The organism is Mycolicibacterium mageritense, from assembly GCF_010727475.1.
GTDB lineage: Bacteria > Actinomycetota > Actinomycetes > Mycobacteriales > Mycobacteriaceae > Mycobacterium > Mycobacterium mageritense.
The window spans coordinates 4,357,888-4,377,300 of sequence record NZ_AP022567.1 but is presented as its reverse complement, the minus strand read 5'-3'; the positions used below and the strand labels follow the sequence as shown (position 1 = coordinate 4,377,300).

At 65.4% G+C, this 19,413-nt stretch carries 20 protein-coding genes; 4 read left to right on the top strand and 16 right to left on the bottom strand.

Translation table 11 applies throughout. From position 1 onward, the window contains the following. Positions 1 to 65: 65 nt before the first annotated feature. The 14 genes from G6N67_RS20975 to G6N67_RS20910 form a co-directional block, all read right to left on the bottom strand. Positions 66 to 920 (bottom strand): mycofactocin-coupled SDR family oxidoreductase, encoded by an 855-nt coding sequence (locus tag G6N67_RS20975; RefSeq protein WP_036429160.1) that lies wholly within the window; start codon positions 918 to 920, stop codon positions 66 to 68. A 62-nt stretch (positions 921 to 982) separates the two neighbouring features. Beyond that, entirely contained in the window at positions 983 to 2,230 is a 1,248-nt protein-coding gene (arcA, locus tag G6N67_RS20970; RefSeq protein WP_036429162.1) for an arginine deiminase, read from the bottom strand. Between the two features lie 15 nt (positions 2,231 to 2,245). After that, positions 2,246 to 3,760: a basic amino acid/polyamine antiporter gene (locus tag G6N67_RS20965; RefSeq protein ID WP_051578458.1), complete on the bottom strand. Its 1,515-nt coding sequence runs from the start codon at positions 3,758 to 3,760 to the stop codon at positions 2,246 to 2,248. Positions 3,761 to 3,935: 175 nt separating this feature from the next. After that, positions 3,936 to 4,778, bottom strand: coding sequence for an SHOCT domain-containing protein (locus G6N67_RS20960; RefSeq protein ID WP_036429164.1), 843 nt, complete (start codon positions 4,776 to 4,778; stop codon positions 3,936 to 3,938). A gap of 141 nt (positions 4,779 to 4,919) precedes the next feature. After that, the gene (locus G6N67_RS20955) at positions 4,920 to 6,146 is read right to left on the bottom strand and encodes a hypothetical protein (RefSeq protein ID WP_131524553.1); all 1,227 of its coding nucleotides are present in this window, start codon (positions 6,144 to 6,146) and stop codon (positions 4,920 to 4,922) included. Positions 6,147 to 6,561: 415 nt separating this feature from the next. Next, positions 6,562 to 7,824, bottom strand: a complete 1,263-nt coding sequence (locus tag G6N67_RS20950; protein WP_131524555.1) for a hypothetical protein — start codon at positions 7,822 to 7,824, stop codon at positions 6,562 to 6,564. Between the two features lie 431 nt (positions 7,825 to 8,255). After that, positions 8,256 to 9,083, bottom strand: coding sequence for a cutinase family protein (locus G6N67_RS20945; protein ID WP_051578460.1), 828 nt, complete (start codon positions 9,081 to 9,083; stop codon positions 8,256 to 8,258). Positions 9,084 to 9,259: 176 nt separating this feature from the next. Continuing rightward, entirely contained in the window at positions 9,260 to 10,450 is a 1,191-nt protein-coding gene (gene tuf, locus G6N67_RS20940; protein WP_036429167.1) for an elongation factor Tu, read from the bottom strand. Positions 10,451 to 10,533: 83 nt separating this feature from the next. Next, positions 10,534 to 12,636: an elongation factor G gene (gene fusA, locus G6N67_RS20935; protein ID WP_036429168.1), complete on the bottom strand. Its 2,103-nt coding sequence runs from the start codon at positions 12,634 to 12,636 to the stop codon at positions 10,534 to 10,536. 88 nt (positions 12,637 to 12,724) lie between these two features. Continuing rightward, positions 12,725 to 13,195: a 30S ribosomal protein S7 gene (gene rpsG, locus G6N67_RS20930; RefSeq protein WP_036429170.1), complete on the bottom strand. Its 471-nt coding sequence runs from the start codon at positions 13,193 to 13,195 to the stop codon at positions 12,725 to 12,727. Next, entirely contained in the window at positions 13,195 to 13,569 is a 375-nt protein-coding gene (gene rpsL, locus G6N67_RS20925; RefSeq protein ID WP_007167812.1) for a 30S ribosomal protein S12, read from the bottom strand. The genes rpsG and rpsL overlap by 1 nt, the downstream gene beginning before the upstream one ends. Positions 13,570 to 13,878: 309 nt before the next feature. Next, positions 13,879 to 14,487: a TetR/AcrR family transcriptional regulator gene (locus G6N67_RS20920; RefSeq protein WP_036429172.1), complete on the bottom strand. Its 609-nt coding sequence runs from the start codon at positions 14,485 to 14,487 to the stop codon at positions 13,879 to 13,881. A gap of 80 nt (positions 14,488 to 14,567) precedes the next feature. Then, positions 14,568 to 15,101, bottom strand: a complete 534-nt coding sequence (locus tag G6N67_RS20915) for a DUF3558 domain-containing protein (protein WP_036429174.1) — start codon at positions 15,099 to 15,101, stop codon at positions 14,568 to 14,570. Position 15,102: 1 nt separating this feature from the next. After that, positions 15,103 to 15,651: a DUF3558 domain-containing protein gene (locus tag G6N67_RS20910; protein WP_036434429.1), complete on the bottom strand. Its 549-nt coding sequence runs from the start codon at positions 15,649 to 15,651 to the stop codon at positions 15,103 to 15,105. Positions 15,652 to 15,805: 154 nt separating this feature from the next. Between G6N67_RS20910 and G6N67_RS20905 the strand changes: the two genes are divergently transcribed. From G6N67_RS20905 to G6N67_RS38985, 4 genes are all read left to right on the top strand, one after another. Next, positions 15,806 to 16,159, top strand: coding sequence for a DUF3060 domain-containing protein (locus tag G6N67_RS20905; protein ID WP_230022126.1), 354 nt, complete (start codon positions 15,806 to 15,808; stop codon positions 16,157 to 16,159). 18 nt (positions 16,160 to 16,177) lie between these two features. Continuing rightward, positions 16,178 to 16,591 (top strand): DUF3060 domain-containing protein, encoded by a 414-nt coding sequence (locus G6N67_RS20900; protein WP_036429176.1) that lies wholly within the window; start codon positions 16,178 to 16,180, stop codon positions 16,589 to 16,591. Positions 16,592 to 16,659: 68 nt separating this feature from the next. Continuing rightward, positions 16,660 to 17,640 carry a C45 family autoproteolytic acyltransferase/hydrolase gene (locus G6N67_RS20895; protein ID WP_063835095.1) on the top strand — a complete coding sequence of 327 codons (981 nt, stop codon included), beginning with the start codon at positions 16,660 to 16,662 and terminating at the stop codon, positions 17,638 to 17,640. 18 nt (positions 17,641 to 17,658) lie between these two features. Continuing rightward, positions 17,659 to 17,913: a hypothetical protein gene (locus G6N67_RS38985; RefSeq protein ID WP_036429178.1), complete on the top strand. Its 255-nt coding sequence runs from the start codon at positions 17,659 to 17,661 to the stop codon at positions 17,911 to 17,913. Positions 17,914 to 17,919: 6 nt separating this feature from the next. Here G6N67_RS38985 and G6N67_RS20890 read toward each other — a convergent pair whose 3' ends face one another. Beyond that, positions 17,920 to 18,684: a crotonase/enoyl-CoA hydratase family protein gene (locus G6N67_RS20890; RefSeq protein ID WP_036429179.1), complete on the bottom strand. Its 765-nt coding sequence runs from the start codon at positions 18,682 to 18,684 to the stop codon at positions 17,920 to 17,922. After that, entirely contained in the window at positions 18,681 to 19,412 is a 732-nt protein-coding gene (locus G6N67_RS20885; protein ID WP_036429181.1) for a PaaX family transcriptional regulator C-terminal domain-containing protein, read from the bottom strand. The genes G6N67_RS20890 and G6N67_RS20885 overlap by 4 nt, the downstream gene beginning before the upstream one ends. Between the last annotated feature and the right edge of the window lies 1 nt (position 19,413).

Sequence of the window (19,413 nt, the reverse complement as noted above, 5' to 3'; positions counted from 1 at the left end):
GCAGACGCGCGGGTACCCCGTTCGACGCGGAATGGGGTACCGGAGCGTCTGCTCGGCGGAAAAAGTCAGTACTTCAGAACGCCGCGGTCGACGGCGATCTGGCTGCCGGACAGTGTCGCCGAGCCGTCACCCGCCAGCCACGCCACCACATCGGCGACCTCGTCGGGCGTCATGAAGGCCGACAGGCCACGGGTGCCGTCCTCGCCGAGCGGATGCAGCGGCATGGGCGCGAAGCTGTGCAGGTAGCTCGGGTACTTCGAGAACACCTCCGCCATGGCCTCGGGCTCGATCATCGGGGTGTCGATCGAGTACGGGTGGATGGAGTTGACGCGAATCCCGTACTCCCCCACCTCAAGTGCCAATGAGTTGGTCAGCGCCACCAGACCGTGCTTGGACGCGGCATAGTGGGCGTTGCCCGGGGTGGCCTTGAGCCCCGCCGACGAACTCACGATGATGATGGACCCGCCGTTGCCCGCTTCGATCATCGCGGGCACCGCGGCCCGCAGGGTGCGCCACGTGCCGTTGAGGTTGACGTCGACCACGGTGTCCCATTGCTCGGGGCTCATCTCGAAGATGCGCCCCCAACTCAGCACACCCGCGTTGGCGACCACGATGTCGAGCCGGCCGAACTGCTCGACGCCGTCGGCCACCACCTGCTGCTGCGCGGCCAGGTCACGGATGTCGACCTCACGGGCAAGCACCTTGCGCCCCGCCGCCTCGACGAGCCGTACCGTCTCGGCGAGATCATCGGAGGTGGCCGGCGGATACGTGATGGAATCGGCGACCGGTGCGCATACGTCGATCGCGATGATGTCGGCACCCTCGCTCGCGAGCCGGACGGCATGCGCGCGCCCCTGCCCGCGAGCAGCGCCGGTTACGAATGCCACGCGCCCGTCAAGCGCTCCACTACCTGCCGCCATCGCCGGTCCTTTCGTGATCCTGCGCACAGGCTAACAGCCAAAGTAGAACGTGTTCTAGTCCCCTACCATTCGAGCGGATCGCGGATGATCGGACACGTCATACAGTGCCCGCCGCCGCGACCCCGGCCGAGCTCGGCACCCACGATGGTGATCACTTCGATCCCGGCCTTGCGCAGCAGCGAATTGGTATGGGTGTTGCGGTCATAGGCGAACACCACACCCGGTTCGACCGCGACCAGATTGTTACCGCTGTCCCACTGCTGACGCTCTGAGTCATATTTGGTGCCACCGGTTTCCACCACCCGCAGTTCGCCGAGCCCGAGCTCCGCGGCGACCACCTCCACGAATGGTTTGGTGGCCTCCTCGACCTCGACTCCGGGCTCGGCATCGCCGGGGCGGAGCACGAAGGTCTGGATCGCGTCGACGATGTCCGGGTAGATCGTGACGACGTCACGGTCGGCAAACGTGAAAACCGTGTCGAGGTGCATCGCCGAGCGCAGCTTGGGCATGCCTGCCACGATCACCTTCTCGGCGGCCTCGTTGGCGAACAGCTCGGCCGCCACCTGGGTGATGGCCTGACGCGAGGTCCGTTCGCTCATGCCGATCAGAACGACGCCGTTGCCGGGCACCATCACATCGCCGCCCTCGATCGTGGACAGTCCCCAGCTCTGTTCGGGATCCCCCCACCACACCGTGGATCCGACATAGTCGGGATGGAACTGATAGATGGCCTTCATCAACAACGTCTCGTCATGGCGGGCCGGCCAGAACAGCGGGTTGAGGGTGAGGCCACCGTAGATCCAGCACGTGGTGTCGCGGGTATAGAGCGTGTTGGGCAGCGGCGGCATCAGATACTCGGTGATCCCGGCCGCTTCGCGCGCCAAAGCCCGGTATCCGGACCGCATTTCGGCCGGCAGGTCACGGATCGACATGCCGCCGATCAACAGCTCGGCAAGCCGCCGCGACGTCAGGGAGTCGAGGAATCCGCGAGTGTCGTCGATCAGGCCGAGGCCGACCTCGTTGGCCACGATCTTGCGGTCCAGCAGCCATGCCTTGGCCTCCGGCAGGTCCATGGTCTCGGTCAGCAGGTTGTGCAACTCGACGACCTCGACACCGCGGTCGCGCATCTTGTCCATGAAGTCGAAATGGTCGCGGCGGGCATTCTGGACCCACAGCACGTCGTCGAACAGCAGGTCGTCACAGTTCGTCGGGGTCAGCCGTTCATGGGCCAGGCCCGGCGAACACACAAGCACCTTGCGCAGTGTGCCGACTTCGGAATGCACGCCGTAACCGGCGGACGGACTACCCATTTCGGTCCCTTTCGATCACTTCACTCCGGTGGTCTCAGCCGGATCCGGCAGGTGGACGAGTCCGGTCGGCTCGACCGGGTTCGGGAGATCGAGTTGGATCGCCCCCGTCGCCAGACTCACCACCGCGCCGACCGCACCGAGCACGATCACACCGCACAGCACCGCTTCGACGGGACGGAAGATGCGCAATCCGCGTTCGCGCCGCGCCAACACGTAGAGCAGTGCGCCGGGCGCATACAGCAGACATGACAACAGCAGGTGATCCCAGCCGGCCGCATAGACCAGGAACAGCGTGTAGACGGTCGCGAGCGCGGCCACCACCATGTCGGGCACCAACGACCGCCGATCACCGTAGGTTTCCCGGGTGATGGTGAGCTTGAGTGCGTACGCCGCGGCCAACAGGTACGGGATCAGCGCGAGCGCCGCAGTCAGGTCCAGCATGAAGTCGAGCGCGTTGGACGTGAACAACACCAGGATCAACAGCAACTGCACCAGACCGGTCGCCATCACCAGGGCGTACACGGGAGCGCCTTGGCCGTTGACCCGGGCCAGGAACTTCGGCATGTCGTCGTTCTTGGCCGGGAGGTAGAGGATCTCGGCAGCCATCAGGGTCCAGGCGAGGTACGCCCCGAGCACCGAGAGCAACACCCCGATGCGGATGAACACCGAACCCCACGGGCCCACCACGGATTCCAGCACCGCGGCCATCGGCGGATCGTCGACCTGACCCAGCTCGTCTTGGGGCAGCACGCCATAGGAACACAGCGTGACCAACATGAAAACCGCCAGCACCGACAGGAACCCGATCACGGTGGCCCGGCCGACATCCGCGCGCTTGCGCGCGAAGCGCGAATAGACGCTGGCGCCCTCGATACCCATGAACACGAAAACCGTGATGAGCATCGTGCCCTTGGCTTGTTCGAACAACGAGTTCCAGGAGTAGTTTCCGTCGCCGCCCCAGAAGTTCGCCGTGAACACATCCGCCTGGAAGGCGATGATCGCGATGACGATGAACACCAGGATGGGAATGATCTTCGCGACGGTCGCGATGCGGTTGATGATCGCGGCCTCTTTGACGCCGCGCAGGATCAGATAACAGAACAACCACACGCCCACCGAGGCGACGAGAACGGCGATGACTGTGTCACCGGACCCGAGCGCCGGGAACAACGCGCTCGAGGTCGCCATGATCAGCACCCAGTACGACGTGTTGCCTGCACATGCCGACGCCCAGAAGCCGAAAGCTGCGTTGAATCCGACGTAGTCACCGAAACCGGCTTTCGCGTAGGCGTAGACACCAGCGTCGAGTTCAGGCTTCCTGGTCGCCAGCCGTTGAAAAACAAAGGCCAACATCAGCATTCCCGCTCCGGCGATGATCCACGCGATCAGCGCGCCCGCGACACCGGCTTCCGCACCGAATCGGCGCGGCAGGAGAAACACACCCGACCCAATCATCGAGCCGATCACCATGGCCGTCAGGGTGGGCAGACTTACCTTGCCCTCGGACTTTTCATCAGTAGACGTCGTCACGGTTCGCCCCCGGCTCGGTTGGCACGGCGCGCCAGTGCAGCGTGGACGTGGTGACATCGACCAGCGCCAGCGGCTGAACCGCTTGGTGCGCTGGCATTTCCGTCATCGCACGGACGACCTAACCACGATCCGACGGCACGCCACCCGACGTTACCACCGACCGATGGTACGACGGTTACAGATCGGCGATTATCTGTTGCCGTTTCGCGGAATACTCGTCCTCCGTGATCGCGCCGGTGGCCCGCAGGGTCTCGAGTTCCTGCAGCCGCTGCGCGGCCGACGGCGGCGGCGCAGCGGGGAACGTCATCCCCGGCGCCACGGGGGCCGCGGGCGCGGGCGCGGGCGCCGGCGGGGCCTGCCGCGCGGCCGCGCGGCGCACAACTGCCTGAACCTGTTCACGAGCCGCAGGATTGGCCCGCAGATCGATCATGTTGTTCATACCGATGTTGTGCGCCTTGAGGATCTGCAGGATCTCCATCAACGCCTCGGTCTGGCCGGTGAGATCGTAGGTCCGGTTGTCTTCGGCGATGGTGAACGTGGCGGGCATCAGCCCGCTGATCAACCCACTTCTGTCCCAGTCGATCCGATACTCGTTGGTGGTCGGGTCGACGACTGCCACGAGCCTGCGGTTGGTGATCATCGGCAAACGGGTGATAGATGCGAGCACACGGTCCTCACTGGCGAACGGGGCGATCCCCGGACCGGAGATCTGCAGATCCAGTTTCACCAGCGGCTGCTCATTGATTCGGGTGTTGGTTTCGTGGATGCCCGTCACCTGCGCCAACGCGAGCACCCCACGCGCCTCAAGAGCTTCGTTCTTGGCCGCGGACTGCACTCCGAAACCGGTGATCGCCAAGGCAATCAGCACGTCGAGGACCGTGACCAACAAACCGGTCCAGAACATCCACTTCATCTCCGGCATTCCCGACGTGAAGTAGATGACCAGGAAGATCGGCCCGACGATGCCGCACAGCAGGACGAAAGCCTGGATCCGAATGTAGCGCCACAAGGTTGACATTGCCCTGCTCCTGTCGGTCGGCCGGCGCACCTAGCGTAGCGGCGATACGGCCTTGCCGGCCGGTGTCGGCTCCGATCGGCAAGGGGCCGGACCGCCACCGGCGCGGCGACGGTCCGGCCCGGACTGCATCTTTTCGGGGCGTCAGCCGATCTTCACGCTGCTGCCGTTGCCGTTGCCCTTCGACGTGTTGACGCTCGACTTGTTCTTGGACTTGTTGCCGCTGTTGGCACTTGAGTTGGCGCTGCTGGTGGCGCTGCCACTGGACGCGCTGCCACCGGTCGCGCTGCTGGTGCTCGACTGCGACGTGCTGGCGTTGCCGCCCTTGGTCGTTCCACCGGTCGCATTGCCGCCCGTGGCATTGCCACCCGTCGTCGCACCGCCCGTCGCGTTTCCGCCGGTGCCGCCACCGGCTGACGAGGCTCCGCCGGTCCCCGCACCACCGGAGCCAGCACCGGCAGTCTGGTTGGTGGTGGCCCCGCCACCGGTGCCGGAGCCGGCGTTCTGCGTGCTGTTAACGCCTCCACCCGTTCCGCCGCCGCCGGTCTGGTTGTTGGTCGCCGCTCCGCCGGTCGGGTTGCCGCCCGTGGTGTCGCCGCTCGTCACGCTCGACGTGGTACTGCCACCCGTCGGCCCACCGGCCAGGGCGCCCCCGTCACCTGTGCTGACATTGGCTGCCGTGCCACCGGTTTGAGTGTTGGCCACCGTCGTTGCACCGGTCGCGGGATTGGCACTGACCACCGCATCGGTCGCGGGGCCACCCGTGTTGGCGCCGTTGACATTCGAGCCACCCGCGCCCAGGCCGCCGGTGTTGACACCGAGGTCCGAACCACCCGTTCCGGGGCCACCCGTGGTGGCGCCGTTGACATTCGAACCCCCTGCGCCGGTGCCGCCGACGCCTGCCCCGCCGGCCGAGACGCCGCCCGTACCCGATCCTCCGACAGCGGGGCTCACCCCGGTCGTGGTGTCGACGGCCGAACCGCCCGCAGTGGTGCCGCCGACGGCAGCTCCGCCGGTGTTCACGGCGGTGTTCGCCGAGGTGCTGGTACCCGGACCGCCAACAGCCGACGACGTCGCGGGGCCGCTGGTCGACACGCCGCCGACCGCCGGGCTCAGCACGCTGGCCTGCGGGTTGTTGACGTTGCCCGACGCGGTCGACTTCTGCGTGGTGTTGCCGTTGCCGGTCGTTCCGACGACCGTGGTGGTCTTGGGAGCGAATATGTTCTTGAAATTCAACAGCGCGGCATTGGCCACGGGGGCATCGAGCGCGGTGAGCGCCCCGAATCCCATCGCGGTGCACCCGGCGATGGTGCCGGCGGCAATCGTCTTGTTCACGTGCGTCGGTTTGCGCGGCCTGTTGTGCTTACCCATTTTGAACTCCTTGATATTTGCCCGCTTCAGGCATGGGTCAGTAATTGCTGGATTGACAGAATGTGTTCTCGCGTCGATGCAAAATCGTGGGTGTCCGGCAGCATCAGCCGGTGTTGACGTGCGCTGTGCGCGCGCAATTATGTTGGTGGACTGCGGCTTACGTGGGTAGCGCCGTGCAGTTCACGAGTGTACGAGGCCATGCGGTACACCTCCGTGACGCGTCAAGAAATTGCGGGAAATTCAATTCGCTTGCCATCACCCGTGAACGAAAAAAGAATGACAGCAGCCCGGACCACAGAGATACGGGAAAGCGCAAGTTGACCCACACGAAATTCAGCAGGACAACAGGGTTGACTAAAACTGGCCATGCCGCGCAGTCAGGGCGGCAGGTCGGTCTGTTGACGATAACGTGGTTTCACTCTTCCGCCTTGGCGTGCCGGGGACCGCGTTCGTCGTGGCTCGCCAGGTGCGACGCGACCGCCCGTACCGCATCAAGGGCACGGGGCTTGCGCTTGTCGGACGATGCGCCGCGAGTATCGGAAGTCGGCGATGCGGCCGATGCGGATGCGCGGGTCTGTGGCTGCGCCTGCGCTGCGGCCCGCACCGACGCGGTCTCGGTCTCCGTTCCGCGGCGCGAGTTGCCGCCCCCGGTGGCACCGAACGTCGGCATCACCGAGGTCACCTGGCGGTTGAAGACCTGACCCGACCGAGTGGCCTGTTGCGAGGTATTGCCGTTACCCGTCGTGCCCACAACGGTGTTGGCGCCGTTGTCGCCACCGCTCACCTCGGTGGTGCTGTCGTTGCCGTTGCCGCTGGAGACATTGCTCCGCGTCGAGTTGTCGCTGACGTTGCTGCCACCGAAACTGCGCTGCGGGTTCACGATGTTGAAGGACAAGAACGACGCCTGCGTCGTGTTGCCGTTGCCCGTCACACCACTCACCGCAGCAGTCCCACCATCGCCCGTCGACTCGACGGTGGTGGCACTGCTGTTGCCATTGCCCGTGGATACGTTGCCCACGACCGCATTACGACTGGCGTTGCTGCCGCCAAGACTCCACTGCGGATTGATGATGTTGCCCGACCCGATCGCGATCTGAGTCGTGTTGCCGTTGCCCGTGGTTCCGGCCGTCGCGACGGTTCCGCCCGACGTCACAGCGGTGCTGCTGTTGTTTCCGTTCCCCGTGGACACGTTGCTCCGCGACGAGTTGGCACTGGTATTGCTGCCACCGATGCTCAACTGCGGATTCATGACGTTGTACGAAAAGATGTCCACCTGCGTGATGTTGCCGTTGCCCGTCGTGCCGGCCAGGCAGATGGTCTGCGACCAGAACGTCGGCGTCACGGCGACAGCGCTGTCGTTCCCGTTGCCCTGCGCGATGTTTCCCGTCACCGCATTGCGACTCACATTCGAGCCGGCCACCGCTAGCTGCGGGTTGATGACGTTGCCTTCGAGAATGTTGAGCTGGGTGACATTTCCCGAACCGCCGGCGGCGGGCAGGATTATGGACAGAGCCTCCGCCACCGGGGTGTCCGCGACGGCGCCGATGCAGACGGCCGCGCCCCCCGCAGCGACAGTTCGCCTCAGCACCGAACCCTTGGCAGGAAGCCGATGAGCGCCGCGCCCGCGAGACGGTAGCGCGCCGAGATCCAGGTCGACAGCAGTGCCATGCGAGGTCATCCGCGTCCCTCCCTTTCAGGAGCAGATGTGTCCATCTGATTTCGCAAGCAGACACTAGGCTTTGCCATAAAGTGTGTCAAGGATCACGTCGTTATCGGATCGCCACACGTACGGCAAAGCGCTACGGCCCTTGCCGGATAGTCTCACGCCTCAAGCGCAGCAAAGCGGAGACAAATCCTCGCAGTTCAACGTCGATAATCGCGGCGGAGTAACCGGCAGATCAGCGTCGACACTCATTCACAGCAAACCTGCAGAAACGTCAATCGCCATCATTCACGCCGGATCTACGTCTGCGATAATATTTGCCAGAATTGCACACCTGCGTGAAGTTCGCCTGGTAAAGTACCCGCCCGCTCTGTAGCGAGCGACCAAAACAAGAGGCGCCCACCCAAAGGTGAGCGCCTCTTGTCCGCAGCAGACGAACCGATCGATCACGTCGGCGCACCGGTCGGCGCAAGGTGATCGACCGACAGCGACGGCCCGAGGAGTTGGTACAGCGGCCAGGTCCACGCATACCCGCCGGATCGCGACCGGGCGTAGCTCGTGTGTATGGCCACGGCCGTCGCCGTCACCTCTTCGGCATCGGGATCGTAGTCACAGACTGCGTCGCCCAGATCGCACACGCTGATTGTCTTGGCGCCCACCGAAACCGGCAACGGAGGAGGTGTGTGCGCCAAGATCGGCCAGTCTTGCGCGACCCCCTTACCCGCGCCTGGCACAGCGCTGACCGTTCCGAGATTCACCGTCGGATCGGTCGGCAACCGGTCGCCGTCGGCCACGAGCAGGGCGGCGGCCAAATTCGGGCTTGCCGCAAGCGAATTCAGGTTCCGATGCACCACCATGGCGCCCTGGGAATAGCCGGCCAACACGACCTTGGACGTCGGGCACTGCTGGGTGAAGGCCGTGTACTGGTTTGCGAGCGCCGCGACACCGGCGTCGACACTGCCCATGAAGCCGCCCCAGCCGATCAGGTCACCGTCGGCGGGCACTGCGACCGCCGGATACTCGACAGCTTCGACGGTCATGGTGCGACCGTCCCGCTGGACCATCCGCGAGAAATCCTGCAGGGACCGATAGACCACGCGGCCCATCCCACCGTCAGCGGTCGGGTCGACCCGCTCCCCCGAGCCGGCGACGCCGATCCAGTGAACGTCCGGGCAACCCGGCGCCGCAGAGGCCGTACCGGCCGAGAAGATACCCATCAGCGCCGCGGCTCCGACCACGGCGGCGCCGGTCAGCGCACTGATACGTCGAAACATGACCCCTACCCTTCGCAACCAGCCCACTGGCCGTATGCAGGGAACATCGGTTGACCAGTTACATATGTTACAGATGTGATGGACGGCATTCGGTCGAGCTGGACGAAGGCCGAGCACACATGCGAAAGCGGCGCCCACCCGAAGGTGAGCGCCGCTTTGCAGCAGTCAGATCAAACTTACTTGTTGATCTTGGTAACCCGGCCGGCGCCGACGGTACGGCCGCCCTCGCGGATCGCGAAGCGCAGGCCCTCGTCCATGGCGACGGGCTGGATCAGCTTGACGGAGATGTCGGTGTTGTCACCGGGCATGACCATCTCGGTGCCCTCCGGCAGCGTCACCACACCGGTCACGTCGGTGGTGCGGAAGTAGAACTGCGGACGGTAGTTGTTGAAGAACGGCGTGTGGCGGCCACCCTCGTCCTTGGACAGGATGTAGACCTGGCCCTCGAAGTCGGTGTGCGGCGTGGTGGTGCCGGGCTTGACCACAACCTGGCCACGCTCGACGTCCTCACGCTTGATGCCACGGAGCAGCAGACCGACGTTGTCACCGGCCTGGCCCTGGTCGAGCAGCTTGCGGAACATCTCGACACCGGTGACCGTGGTCTTGGTGGTGTCGGGACGGATGCCGACGATCTCGACTTCCTCGTTCACGTTGATCACGCCGCGCTCCACACGACCGGTGACCACGGTGCCGCGGCCGGTGATGGTGAAGACGTCCTCGACGGGCATCAGGAACGGCTTGTCGGTCTCACGAACCGGATCCGGGATCGACTCGTCGACGGCCTCCATGAGCTCCTCGACCGACTTGACCCACTTCTCATCGCCCTCGAGCGCCTTGAGCGCCGAGACGCGGACCACGGGGGCCTCCTCGTCGAAGTCCTGGGCGGCCAGCAGTTCGCGGACCTCCATCTCGACGAGCTCGATGAGCTCCTCGTCATCCACGGCGTCCGACTTGTTCAGCGCGACCAGGATGTAGGGCACACCCACCTGGCGGGCCAGCAGCACGTGCTCGCGGGTCTGCGGCATCGGGCCGTCGGTGGCGGCGACCACCAGGATGGCGCCGTCCATCTGGGCCGCACCGGTGATCATGTTCTTGATGTAGTCGGCGTGGCCGGGGGCATCGACGTGCGCGTAGTGGCGCTTGTCGGTCTGGTACTCCACGTGGGAGATGTTGATCGTGATGCCGCGCTGACGCTCTTCAGGCGCATTGTCGATCTGGTCGAATGCGCGCGACTCGTTCAAATCGGGGTACTTGTCGTGCAGAACCTTGGTGATTGCTGCGGTCAGCGTGGTCTTGCCGTGGTCAACGTGACCGATGGTCCCGATGTTGACGTGCGGCTTCGTCCGCTCGAACTTCGCCTTCGCCACTGTGGTGTCCTCCTGGACTGTGTTGGTGCTTGTACTTAAGCAGTGTTGATGTGTTCAGTTGTGCGGTCCCGAAGGATACCGACCTACTGGCCGGTGGCCTTCGCGATGATCTCCTTCGACACGTTCGCCGGAACCTCGGCGTACGAGTCGAACACCATGGAGTAGTTCGCCCGGCCCTGGGTCTTCGACCGGAGGTCGCCGACGTAGCCGAACATCTCCGACAGCGGAACCTGCGCCTTGACGACGCGCGCACCGCTGCGCTCCTCCATGGCCTGGATCTGACCACGGCGGGAGTTCAGGTCGCCGATCACGTCACCCATGTAGTCCTCGGGTGTCGTGACCTCGACAGCCATGATGGGCTCCAGGATGACCGGCTGCGCAGCCTGCGCGGCCTTCTTCAGCACCTGCGAACCCGCCACCTTGAACGCCATTTCCGAGGAGTCGACCTCGTGGTAGGCGCCGTCGAGCAGCGTCACCTTCAGGTTCACCAGCGGGTAGCCGGCGAGCACGCCGTACTGCATGGCGTCCTGCGCACCGGCATCCACCGACGGGATGTACTCGCGCGGGATGCGGCCACCGGTGACCTTGTTCTCGAACTCGTAGGTGGCACCGTCCTCGCCGGTGAACGGCTCGAGATCGATGAGCACCTTCGCGAACTGGCCCGAGCCACCCGTCTGCTTCTTGTGGGTGTACTCGACCTTCTCCACCTTGCGGCGGATGGTCTCCCGGTAGGCCACCTGCGGCTTGCCGACGTTGGCCTCGACCTTGAACTCGCGACGCATGCGGTCCACCAGGATGTCCAGGTGCAGCTCGCCCATGCCGCCGATGACGGTCTGGCCGGTCTCCTGGTCCAGGTGCACCTTGAAGGTCGGGTCTTCCTCGGCGAGCTTCTGGATCGCCGTGCCGAGCTTCTCCTGGTCGCTCTTGGTCTTGGGCTCGATGGCCACCTCGATAACCGGATCGGGGAAGGTCATCGACTCCAGCACAACCTGGTTGTTCGGATCGCTCAGGGTGTCACCGGTGGTGGTGTCCTTGAGGCCGATCACCGCGTAGATGTGACCGGCGGCGGCCGACTCGACCGGGTTCTCCTTGTTGGCGTGCATCTGGAACAGCTTGCCCAGCCGCTCCTTCTTGCCCTTGGTGGCGTTGACCACCTGCGCGCCGGACTCGACCTTGCCCGAGTACACGCGGACGTAGGTGAGCTTGCCGAAGAACGGGTGCACGGCGATCTTGAACGCCAGCGCCGAGAACGGCTCGTCGGTGGACGGCTTGCGCAGAACCTCTTCGTCCTCCTTGCCGGGGACGTGGCCCTTGACGGACTCGACATCGAGCGGCGACGGGAGGTAGTCGATCACGGCGTCCAGCATCGGCTGCACACCCTTGTTCTTGAACGCGCTGCCGCACAGCACCGGGTACAGCTCGCTCGACACCGTCAGCTTGCGGATCGCACCCTTGATCTCGTCGATGGTCAGCTCTTCGCCGCCCAGGTACTTCTCCAGCAGGGCCTCGTCGGTCTCGGCGACGGTGTCCAGCAGCTCGCTGCGGTACTGCTCGGCCTTCTCGACCAGGTCCGCGGGAATCTCGACGGTCTCGTAGCTCTCCCCGAGCTTGGTCTCGCCGCGCCACACCTTGGCGTTCATCTCGACCAGGTCGACGATGCCCTCGAAGTCGTTCTCCGCGCCGATCGGCAGCTGGATCACGAGCGGCTTCGCGCCGAGGCGGTCCTTGATGGTCTGGACGGTGAAGTAGAAGTCCGCGCCCAGCTTGTCCATCTTGTTGACGAAGCAGATACGCGGGACGTCGTACTTGTCGGCCTGCCGCCACACCTGCTCGGACTGCGGCTCAACGCCTTCCTTGCCGTCGAACACGGCGACCGCACCATCGAGCACGCGCAGCGACCGCTCCACCTCAACGGTGAAGTCGACGTGCCCGGGGGTGTCGATGATGTTGATCTGGTTGCCGTTCCAGAAGCAGGTGACGGCAGCCGAGGTGATGGTGATACCCCGCTCCTGCTCCTGCTCCATCCAGTCGGTGGTCGACGCACCGTCATGCGTCTCACCGATCTTGTAGTTGACGCCGGTGTAGTAGAGGATGCGCTCCGTCGTCGTCGTCTTACCGGCGTCGATGTGCGCCATGATGCCGATGTTGCGGACCTTGCTCAGGTCAGTAAGCACGTCCTGTGCCACGGAAGTCTTCCCACTCTTTCGCTTGCTTGATTAGGTGTTCGATTGCGCCCTCGCCGCACCCGACGCTGGATGCCCGCAAGGGCGGACATCACCAGCGGTAGTGCGCGAAAGCCCGGTTCGCTTCGGCCATCTTGTGGGTGTCCTCGCGCCGCTTCACCGACGCACCCAGGCCGTTGCTGGCATCCAGGATCTCGTTGGCCAGCCGCTCGACCATGGTCTTCTCCCGGCGCTGCCGCGAGAAGCTCACCAGCCAGCGCAGCGCCAGCGTGGTGGACCGGTCCGGACGAACCTCGACAGGCACCTGGTAGGTCGCGCCACCGACGCGGCGGCTGCGGACCTCGAGGGCCGGCTTGACGTTGTCGAGAGCACGCTTGAGGGTGACGACCGGATCGGTGCCGGTCTTGTCGCGGGCCTGCTCGAGCGCACCATAGACAATGCGCTCGGCCAGCGATTTCTTCCCCTGCAGGAGAACCTTGTTGACCAGCTGGGTGACCAGCTGCGATCCGTAGACCGGGTCGTTGACCAACGGGCGCTTGGGCGCCGGTCCCTTGCGCGGCATCAGCTCTTCTCCTTCTTCGCGCCGTAGCGGCTGCGGGCCTGCTTGCGGTTCTTCACACCCTGGGTGTCGAGCGAACCGCGGATGATCTTGTAGCGCACACCCGGCAGATCCTTCACACGACCGCCGCGCACCAGCACCATGGAGTGCTCCTGCAGGTTGTGGCCCTCGCCCGGGATGTAGGCGGTGACCTCGACCTGGCTGGTCAGCTTCACACGAGCGACCTTCCGAAGCGCCGAGTTCGGCTTCTTCGGGGTGGTGGTGTACACGCGAGTGCACACTCCGCGGCGCTGCGGGCTGCCCTTGAGGGCCGCGGTCTTGACCTTGGCGATCTTGTCGCGGCGGCCCTTGCGGACCAGCTGCTGGATGGTTGGCATCTACCGGCTTTCTCTGTGTTGCTACGTCGTTCTGAGTCGTTCTGGAGTTCTTTAAGTTCTCTGTACTGCAGTTATCCCCCGGTTACGTACCCCGCGGCCGGGCGTGTCGCACGCGTCCACACCGAAGAAATTTCGATGCGTGTTAGACATGCGAATTTGCCCGGCGTGCGGGCACGCTTGCGAAACGACTCAGCCGCATGCGTCTTTCCGGCCAGGCACGATCCACCACAATACCAGGGCCGACCGCGACGATCCAAACTCGTCCGCGACCGACTAATCGCAGGTCAACACTACCCCGTGCGACAAGGACTAGCGACGTTCCATTCCGGAGGCCAACCGCAGCAGCATGTCGGTGAACACCGCATCGGTGTCGATGTCGTCCATCACACCCGTCATCTCCAGCAGTACGAACCCGTGCAGTGCCGACCAGAATTCCAGCGCCGCGTAGAAGGCGTCCTCCCCTTCCAGGCCGAACGAGGCCAGGACCGCGATAACCGGGCCCGCCGCGGCACGCGTGGCCGCCGAGTACTCGGGGTCGTCCCCACCGAACGGCATCCGCGTGAACGCCGAGTACCGGCCGGGATGGTGGTGGGCGTAGCTGCGGTACGCGCTGGCCATCACGACCACGGCATCCTCGCGCGTGCGCCCCTGCGCAACCGTGTTGAGCATCGCGATGATGTCGTCGATCACCCGCATCCGGACGGTGCGCCGCAGGTCTTCGAGGCTGTGCACGTGGTTGTACAGCGATGGGCCCTTCGTCCCCAGCTGATTGGCCAGCGCGTTGATGGTCAGCGCGTCCCAGCCCTCGCGATCGAGGAACGTAAGCGCCGCGTTGACGATCATCTCGCGACTCAGCTTGGTGGTCCGCGCCGCGCGAGGCCGGCCGCCTACTGGATGCGGCTCGGGCCGAGCTGACATGTGGGCTGTACCTCTTCGGATCGAACGTCGACCCGGTGTTGGGCCGCCGTGAAACTCTAGCCCGTTCGGCACCGCCTGGGTCAGTTGACGCGGTCCTGACTGAGCCTGGCGAGTTGTTCTGTGACGGTGCACAGATCGGGGAGCATCGCGGGATTCATCGACTGGATCGACCACGTGATGACGTCCTGACCCTTGGCCACATAGATGCTGCAGACGTTGGCGTCGAAGGCCTTGAAACCCTTGTTGCCGTCGATCGACAGTTCGGTCAGGGTGCGGCCGGCTCGCTGCTCAAGGGTGCGTTCGGTGTCCATGTCGCTGCCCCGGTACCACCAGGTCGAGATGCCCATGCCGGCACCGAACGTGCCGAGCACCGTGTTCTCCTGCCAGAAGCAGCCCGAGTCGCTCACGACCGCCTTGGTGAACATCGCGGTGCCGATGGCCTTGTTGACGTCGGCATCGGTCACGCCGTTGCAATCAGCGCTGTGAAAACCGCTGCCGGGCGCGTTGGACGGGGCCGGTTGTTCGTGCTGATCCGGGCTGCCGCACCCACTCGCGAGCACGACGCCCAGGACGGCGCCGGCGACGACGGCGCCCACACGCGTACGACGAGCCATGTCAGAGCTCCGACTGCAGCGTCTTCGACAGCAACAGCTCCGCGTCCTTGCACGGGTCTCCGCTGTTCTGGCCCCGGAACTGGACCCACCAACTGAGCACGCCCGAACCGGCCGCAGCGGTTGCGGCGCACGCCGCGCCCGTGACATCGCGACGCGCGAGAAATCCCTCCCGCCGTTCCACCACGGTGTCGGTGATCTTGGCCCCCCGCTCCTGCGCCAACGCGCGTTCGCGCTGCAAGGTGCCACTCTCGAACCACGAGAAGACGACGTCGATCATCATCGGCGACGGACCCGCGCCGTTCCGCGACAACACGTACTGGCACACCGCACCGCTGTAGGGCCGCACCACGTTGTCCGCGTGGAGCAGTTCCTGGATCGAACTGTCGACCAGCAATCCGCACCTGTCGTCGACGTAGCCGAAGCTGCGGTCGGGATCCGCGGTGTCGGCCTGGGCCCGCCGGGCCTCCCCGGCCACGGTGTGCGAACACCCCGTGGCGGTCACCAACGCCGTGACCGCCACGACAGCAGCCTTCACAACACGCCGACGCATCGAAAACACCGTACCGACCAGCCTCAACTCCCGCGACTCCATGGTCACCGCGGTGGAACTCACCAAGCCCTGCCGCGTCTGCCGAGTCGCCACGTAATCTTCGTGACATCGAACTCGGAAGGGGAACACCGTGGGATGGACAGCTGCGCGACGGGTGTCGGTGGTCGGACTGGGGGCGTTACCACTGATCTTGAGCCTCGGCACGCCCGTGGCGTCGGCGAAGAACGGGGACACCCACGTCACCGGCCAGGGCATCACACAGACGTTGGACTGCAACGGTTCCACCCTGTTCGTCAACGGCACCGGGAACACCGTCAACGCACTCGGTACCTGCTGGGCGGTCACGGTGCAGGGCTCGTCGAACATCGTGGTCGCCGACAATGTCATCAACGACATCACGGTGTACGGCTACGACCAGACGGTGTTCTTCAAGAACGGCGATCCCATCCTGGTCGACCGCGGCCGCGAGTTGGGCATGACCAATCGACTCGACCGGGTTCCCGCCTGACGAGAAAGCGAGAATGCGATGTTCACCACCAACCACATCAGGATCGTCGGCGGTATCGCGGCCGCGAGCACAGTTCTGGCCTTGTCCGCCTGTGGATCCGAGAGCAAGGACACCAATACGCCGTCGGCGACCGCGGGCTCCTCCGGGCTCAACGTCGAGGTGGGCAACACCATCAACTACGCATCTGTCGGGACCACAACGGATCTGGACTGCGCCGACGGCAAATCCCTGACGGTGGGCGGCACCAACAACACGCTGACCGTCAAGGGCACGTGCGCGAGCGTCAACATCGGCGGGTCGGACAACAAGATCACGTTCGACAAGATCGACAAGGATCTCGCGGTCCTCGGCTTCAACAACACCATCACGTACAAGGCGGGCGACCCGAAGGTCAACAACACCGGCAGCAACAACACGGTCAGCAAGGGCTGACGCCGGGTTATCCAACTCACGTCAAGGTTTCCTTGACGCCCACCATGTCGTCAAGTAAACCTTGACGCATGGTGTTTCAATCCATCTCCCTGCACGCATTCCGCGAGGACATTCCCGGACCGCGGTGGCGCGCGCTCTACGACGCCACCTGGCCGGGATACCGGTCGTGGTACCTGCGTCCGGGCACCGGCGAGCGCCCCACGGCCACGCAGGCCGAAGCCGCCCTGCTGCGGCACCTGCCCGAACTGCATCCGACCTGGCAGCACCTGGTCTCACTGACGGGTGGCGATCCCACCACTGCCGCGATGCTCACGCACTGGAACATGCCCGCATTCGCGCCGGCGTGTTCGCAAGTCGTCATCGACAGCGGGACACGGGCGCTCATCCGCAACTACGACTATCACCCCGCGCTGTTCGAACAGGTCGTGCTGACCACTCGACTCGGTGGGCGTGAGGTCATCGGCACCAGCGACTGCCTGTGGGGCTTGCTCGACGGCATGAACTCCGACGGGCTCGCGGTGTCGCTGACCTTCGGCGGCGCCAAAGGCCACGGCCCGGGGTTCGGGATTCCGCTGGTGGTGCGGTATCTGCTGGAGGTTGCCGGCACCGTGCCCGACGCGCTTTCGGCACTATCCGGCATACCCGTCGCGATGTCGTACAACCTGACCCTGACAGACCGGACAGGCTGTCACCGCACGGCATACGTCGCGCCGGACCGCCCGATGGAGGTGCGCGAGATCCCGTTCGCCACCAACCATCGATTCGACCGGCCCGACGACCCCGCACACGCGAAGCGCTTCCGCAGCGTCGAACGCCAGAAGCACCTGATGGCGTTGCTGCGCGCTGAGCCCGACCCAGATGCGTTGGCCCGTGAGTTCATTCGCGCCCCGCTGCGCAGCACCGACTACGCCAACGGCTTCGGCACGTTGTACACCGCGGACTATCGGCCGGATTCCGGCGTGGTGCACTACCGATGGCCGGGGACGACCTGGTCCCGGTCGTTCGACTCGACCGACGCCGAGTTGCGTCTCGACGTGGCGGCCGCGTAGCCGCCGTAGAATGCCCGTATGCCGGCAGACCCCGATACGTCGCTGACCGCCATGAGCGAGGACGAATTGGCAGCGCTCATCTACCGGGGTATCGACGAGCTGAGCACCCGGGGCAATCGCGAGGCGTTCGGTGAGTTGCTCCGCGTGGTCTCCTACGCCGGTGAAAAGGTCGGCGTGGCGGCGCGACTGCTGGCGACGTCCAACTCGTGGGCCCAGGTCGCCGAAGTGTCGGGCACCTCCAAACAAGCCGCCTGGGAGCGCTGGCGGTCGTAAAACCGCTCAGGCCCTCGCTCCGTGGCGGCCCGCGCCGTCGGCGAACCGTTTGGCTCCGGCCAGCGACTCCTCTGCCACCTTGGCCAGGCTGCCGAACTCGAAATCCATTGCCGATTCCTCGGATTCACCCCACTGACGCAGAGCGGACATCCGGTCGGCGCGCAGGCACTGTTGCGGCAACCGGGCCAGCTCAGCGGCCAACTCCTCCGCCGCCTCACGCGCCTGGCCCTTCGGCACCACGCGGTTGGCCAGGCCGATCGCATGGGCTTCCGCGGCCTCCACGGCGCGTCCGGTGAGGATCAGATCCATGGCGCGGCTCTGCCCGATCAACCTGGGCAGGCGCACCGTGCCGCCGTCGATGAGCGGCACCCCCCACCGGCGGCAGAAGACGCCCATCACGGCATCCTCCTCGACGACCCGCAAGTCGCACCACAGCGCAAGCTCGAGGCCGCCCGCGACGGCGTAGCCGCTCACCGCCGCGATCACCGGTTTGGACAGCACCATCCGGCTCGGGCCCATCGGCCCAGGGCCGGTGCGGTGCGTCTGATTCATGTCGGGAGTGCCGAACGCCTTCAAATCCGCTCCGGCACAGAATGTCCCGCCATCACCCCACAACACGGCCACCGATGCGGTGTCGTCGCGGTCGAACTCGTCGAAAGCCGCGAACAACGCGGCCGCCGTGGGACCGTTGACGGCATTGCGGGCCTGCGGCCGATCGATGATGACCGTGGTCACCGCACCGTTTCGCTCGATCCGCACGGGTTCGCTCACGTCGCCTCCATCAGTTCGGGATTGTCGCGCCGCGCGACGAGTTCGGCGGCGAAGTCGGTGTACGCGGCGCGCAGTGCGGCGCCAGGCCACGGCTCGGGCAGCAGTTCGTCGGGCAGCACCGGATCGGTCACCAGATGCCGCACAATGCCTGCCGCGGCCACGAATCGACCGGGAATGTCTGGTGCGGAGGATATTTCGTCGAGAAGTCGGTGGGCGGTGGCAGACCAGCCGGGCAGATCCCACAGCGTGCCTGCCAACCCGACGGGGTCGTCGTCACGCGCGCGCAGGATCCGGACCCGGCCCGTGATCTCCTGCGGCAGCTCCTGGTCGAGATTGTCCGGCCGCATCCACACGCCCTCGCGGAGCTCGGCGAACCGATTCTGTTGCAGCGTGTTACGCAACGACGCCCGGGTTCTCGCGTCGTTGCCCACCGTCGTGATCACGAGAGTGAGCCAGTCCCCGCGGTATTCGCGCAGCCGCGGGTTGATCGCGGCGTCCTGGCGCCGTTGCCGGGCCAACAGCCGCTCGGAGAGCCGATAGCCGTCGTCGGACCGCACCAGATCACCCGCGCCGACCATGCGGGTCAGCGCGACCCGCAGCGTCGGCTCCCGAATGTCGAAATCAGCTGTCAGCCGGACCAGTTCGGCCGCCGACGCCCAGGCCGGATGTGCGCCCAGCAGCACACTGAGCACCACCGACCGGGCCGTCATCCGGTTGAGCGCGGGCATC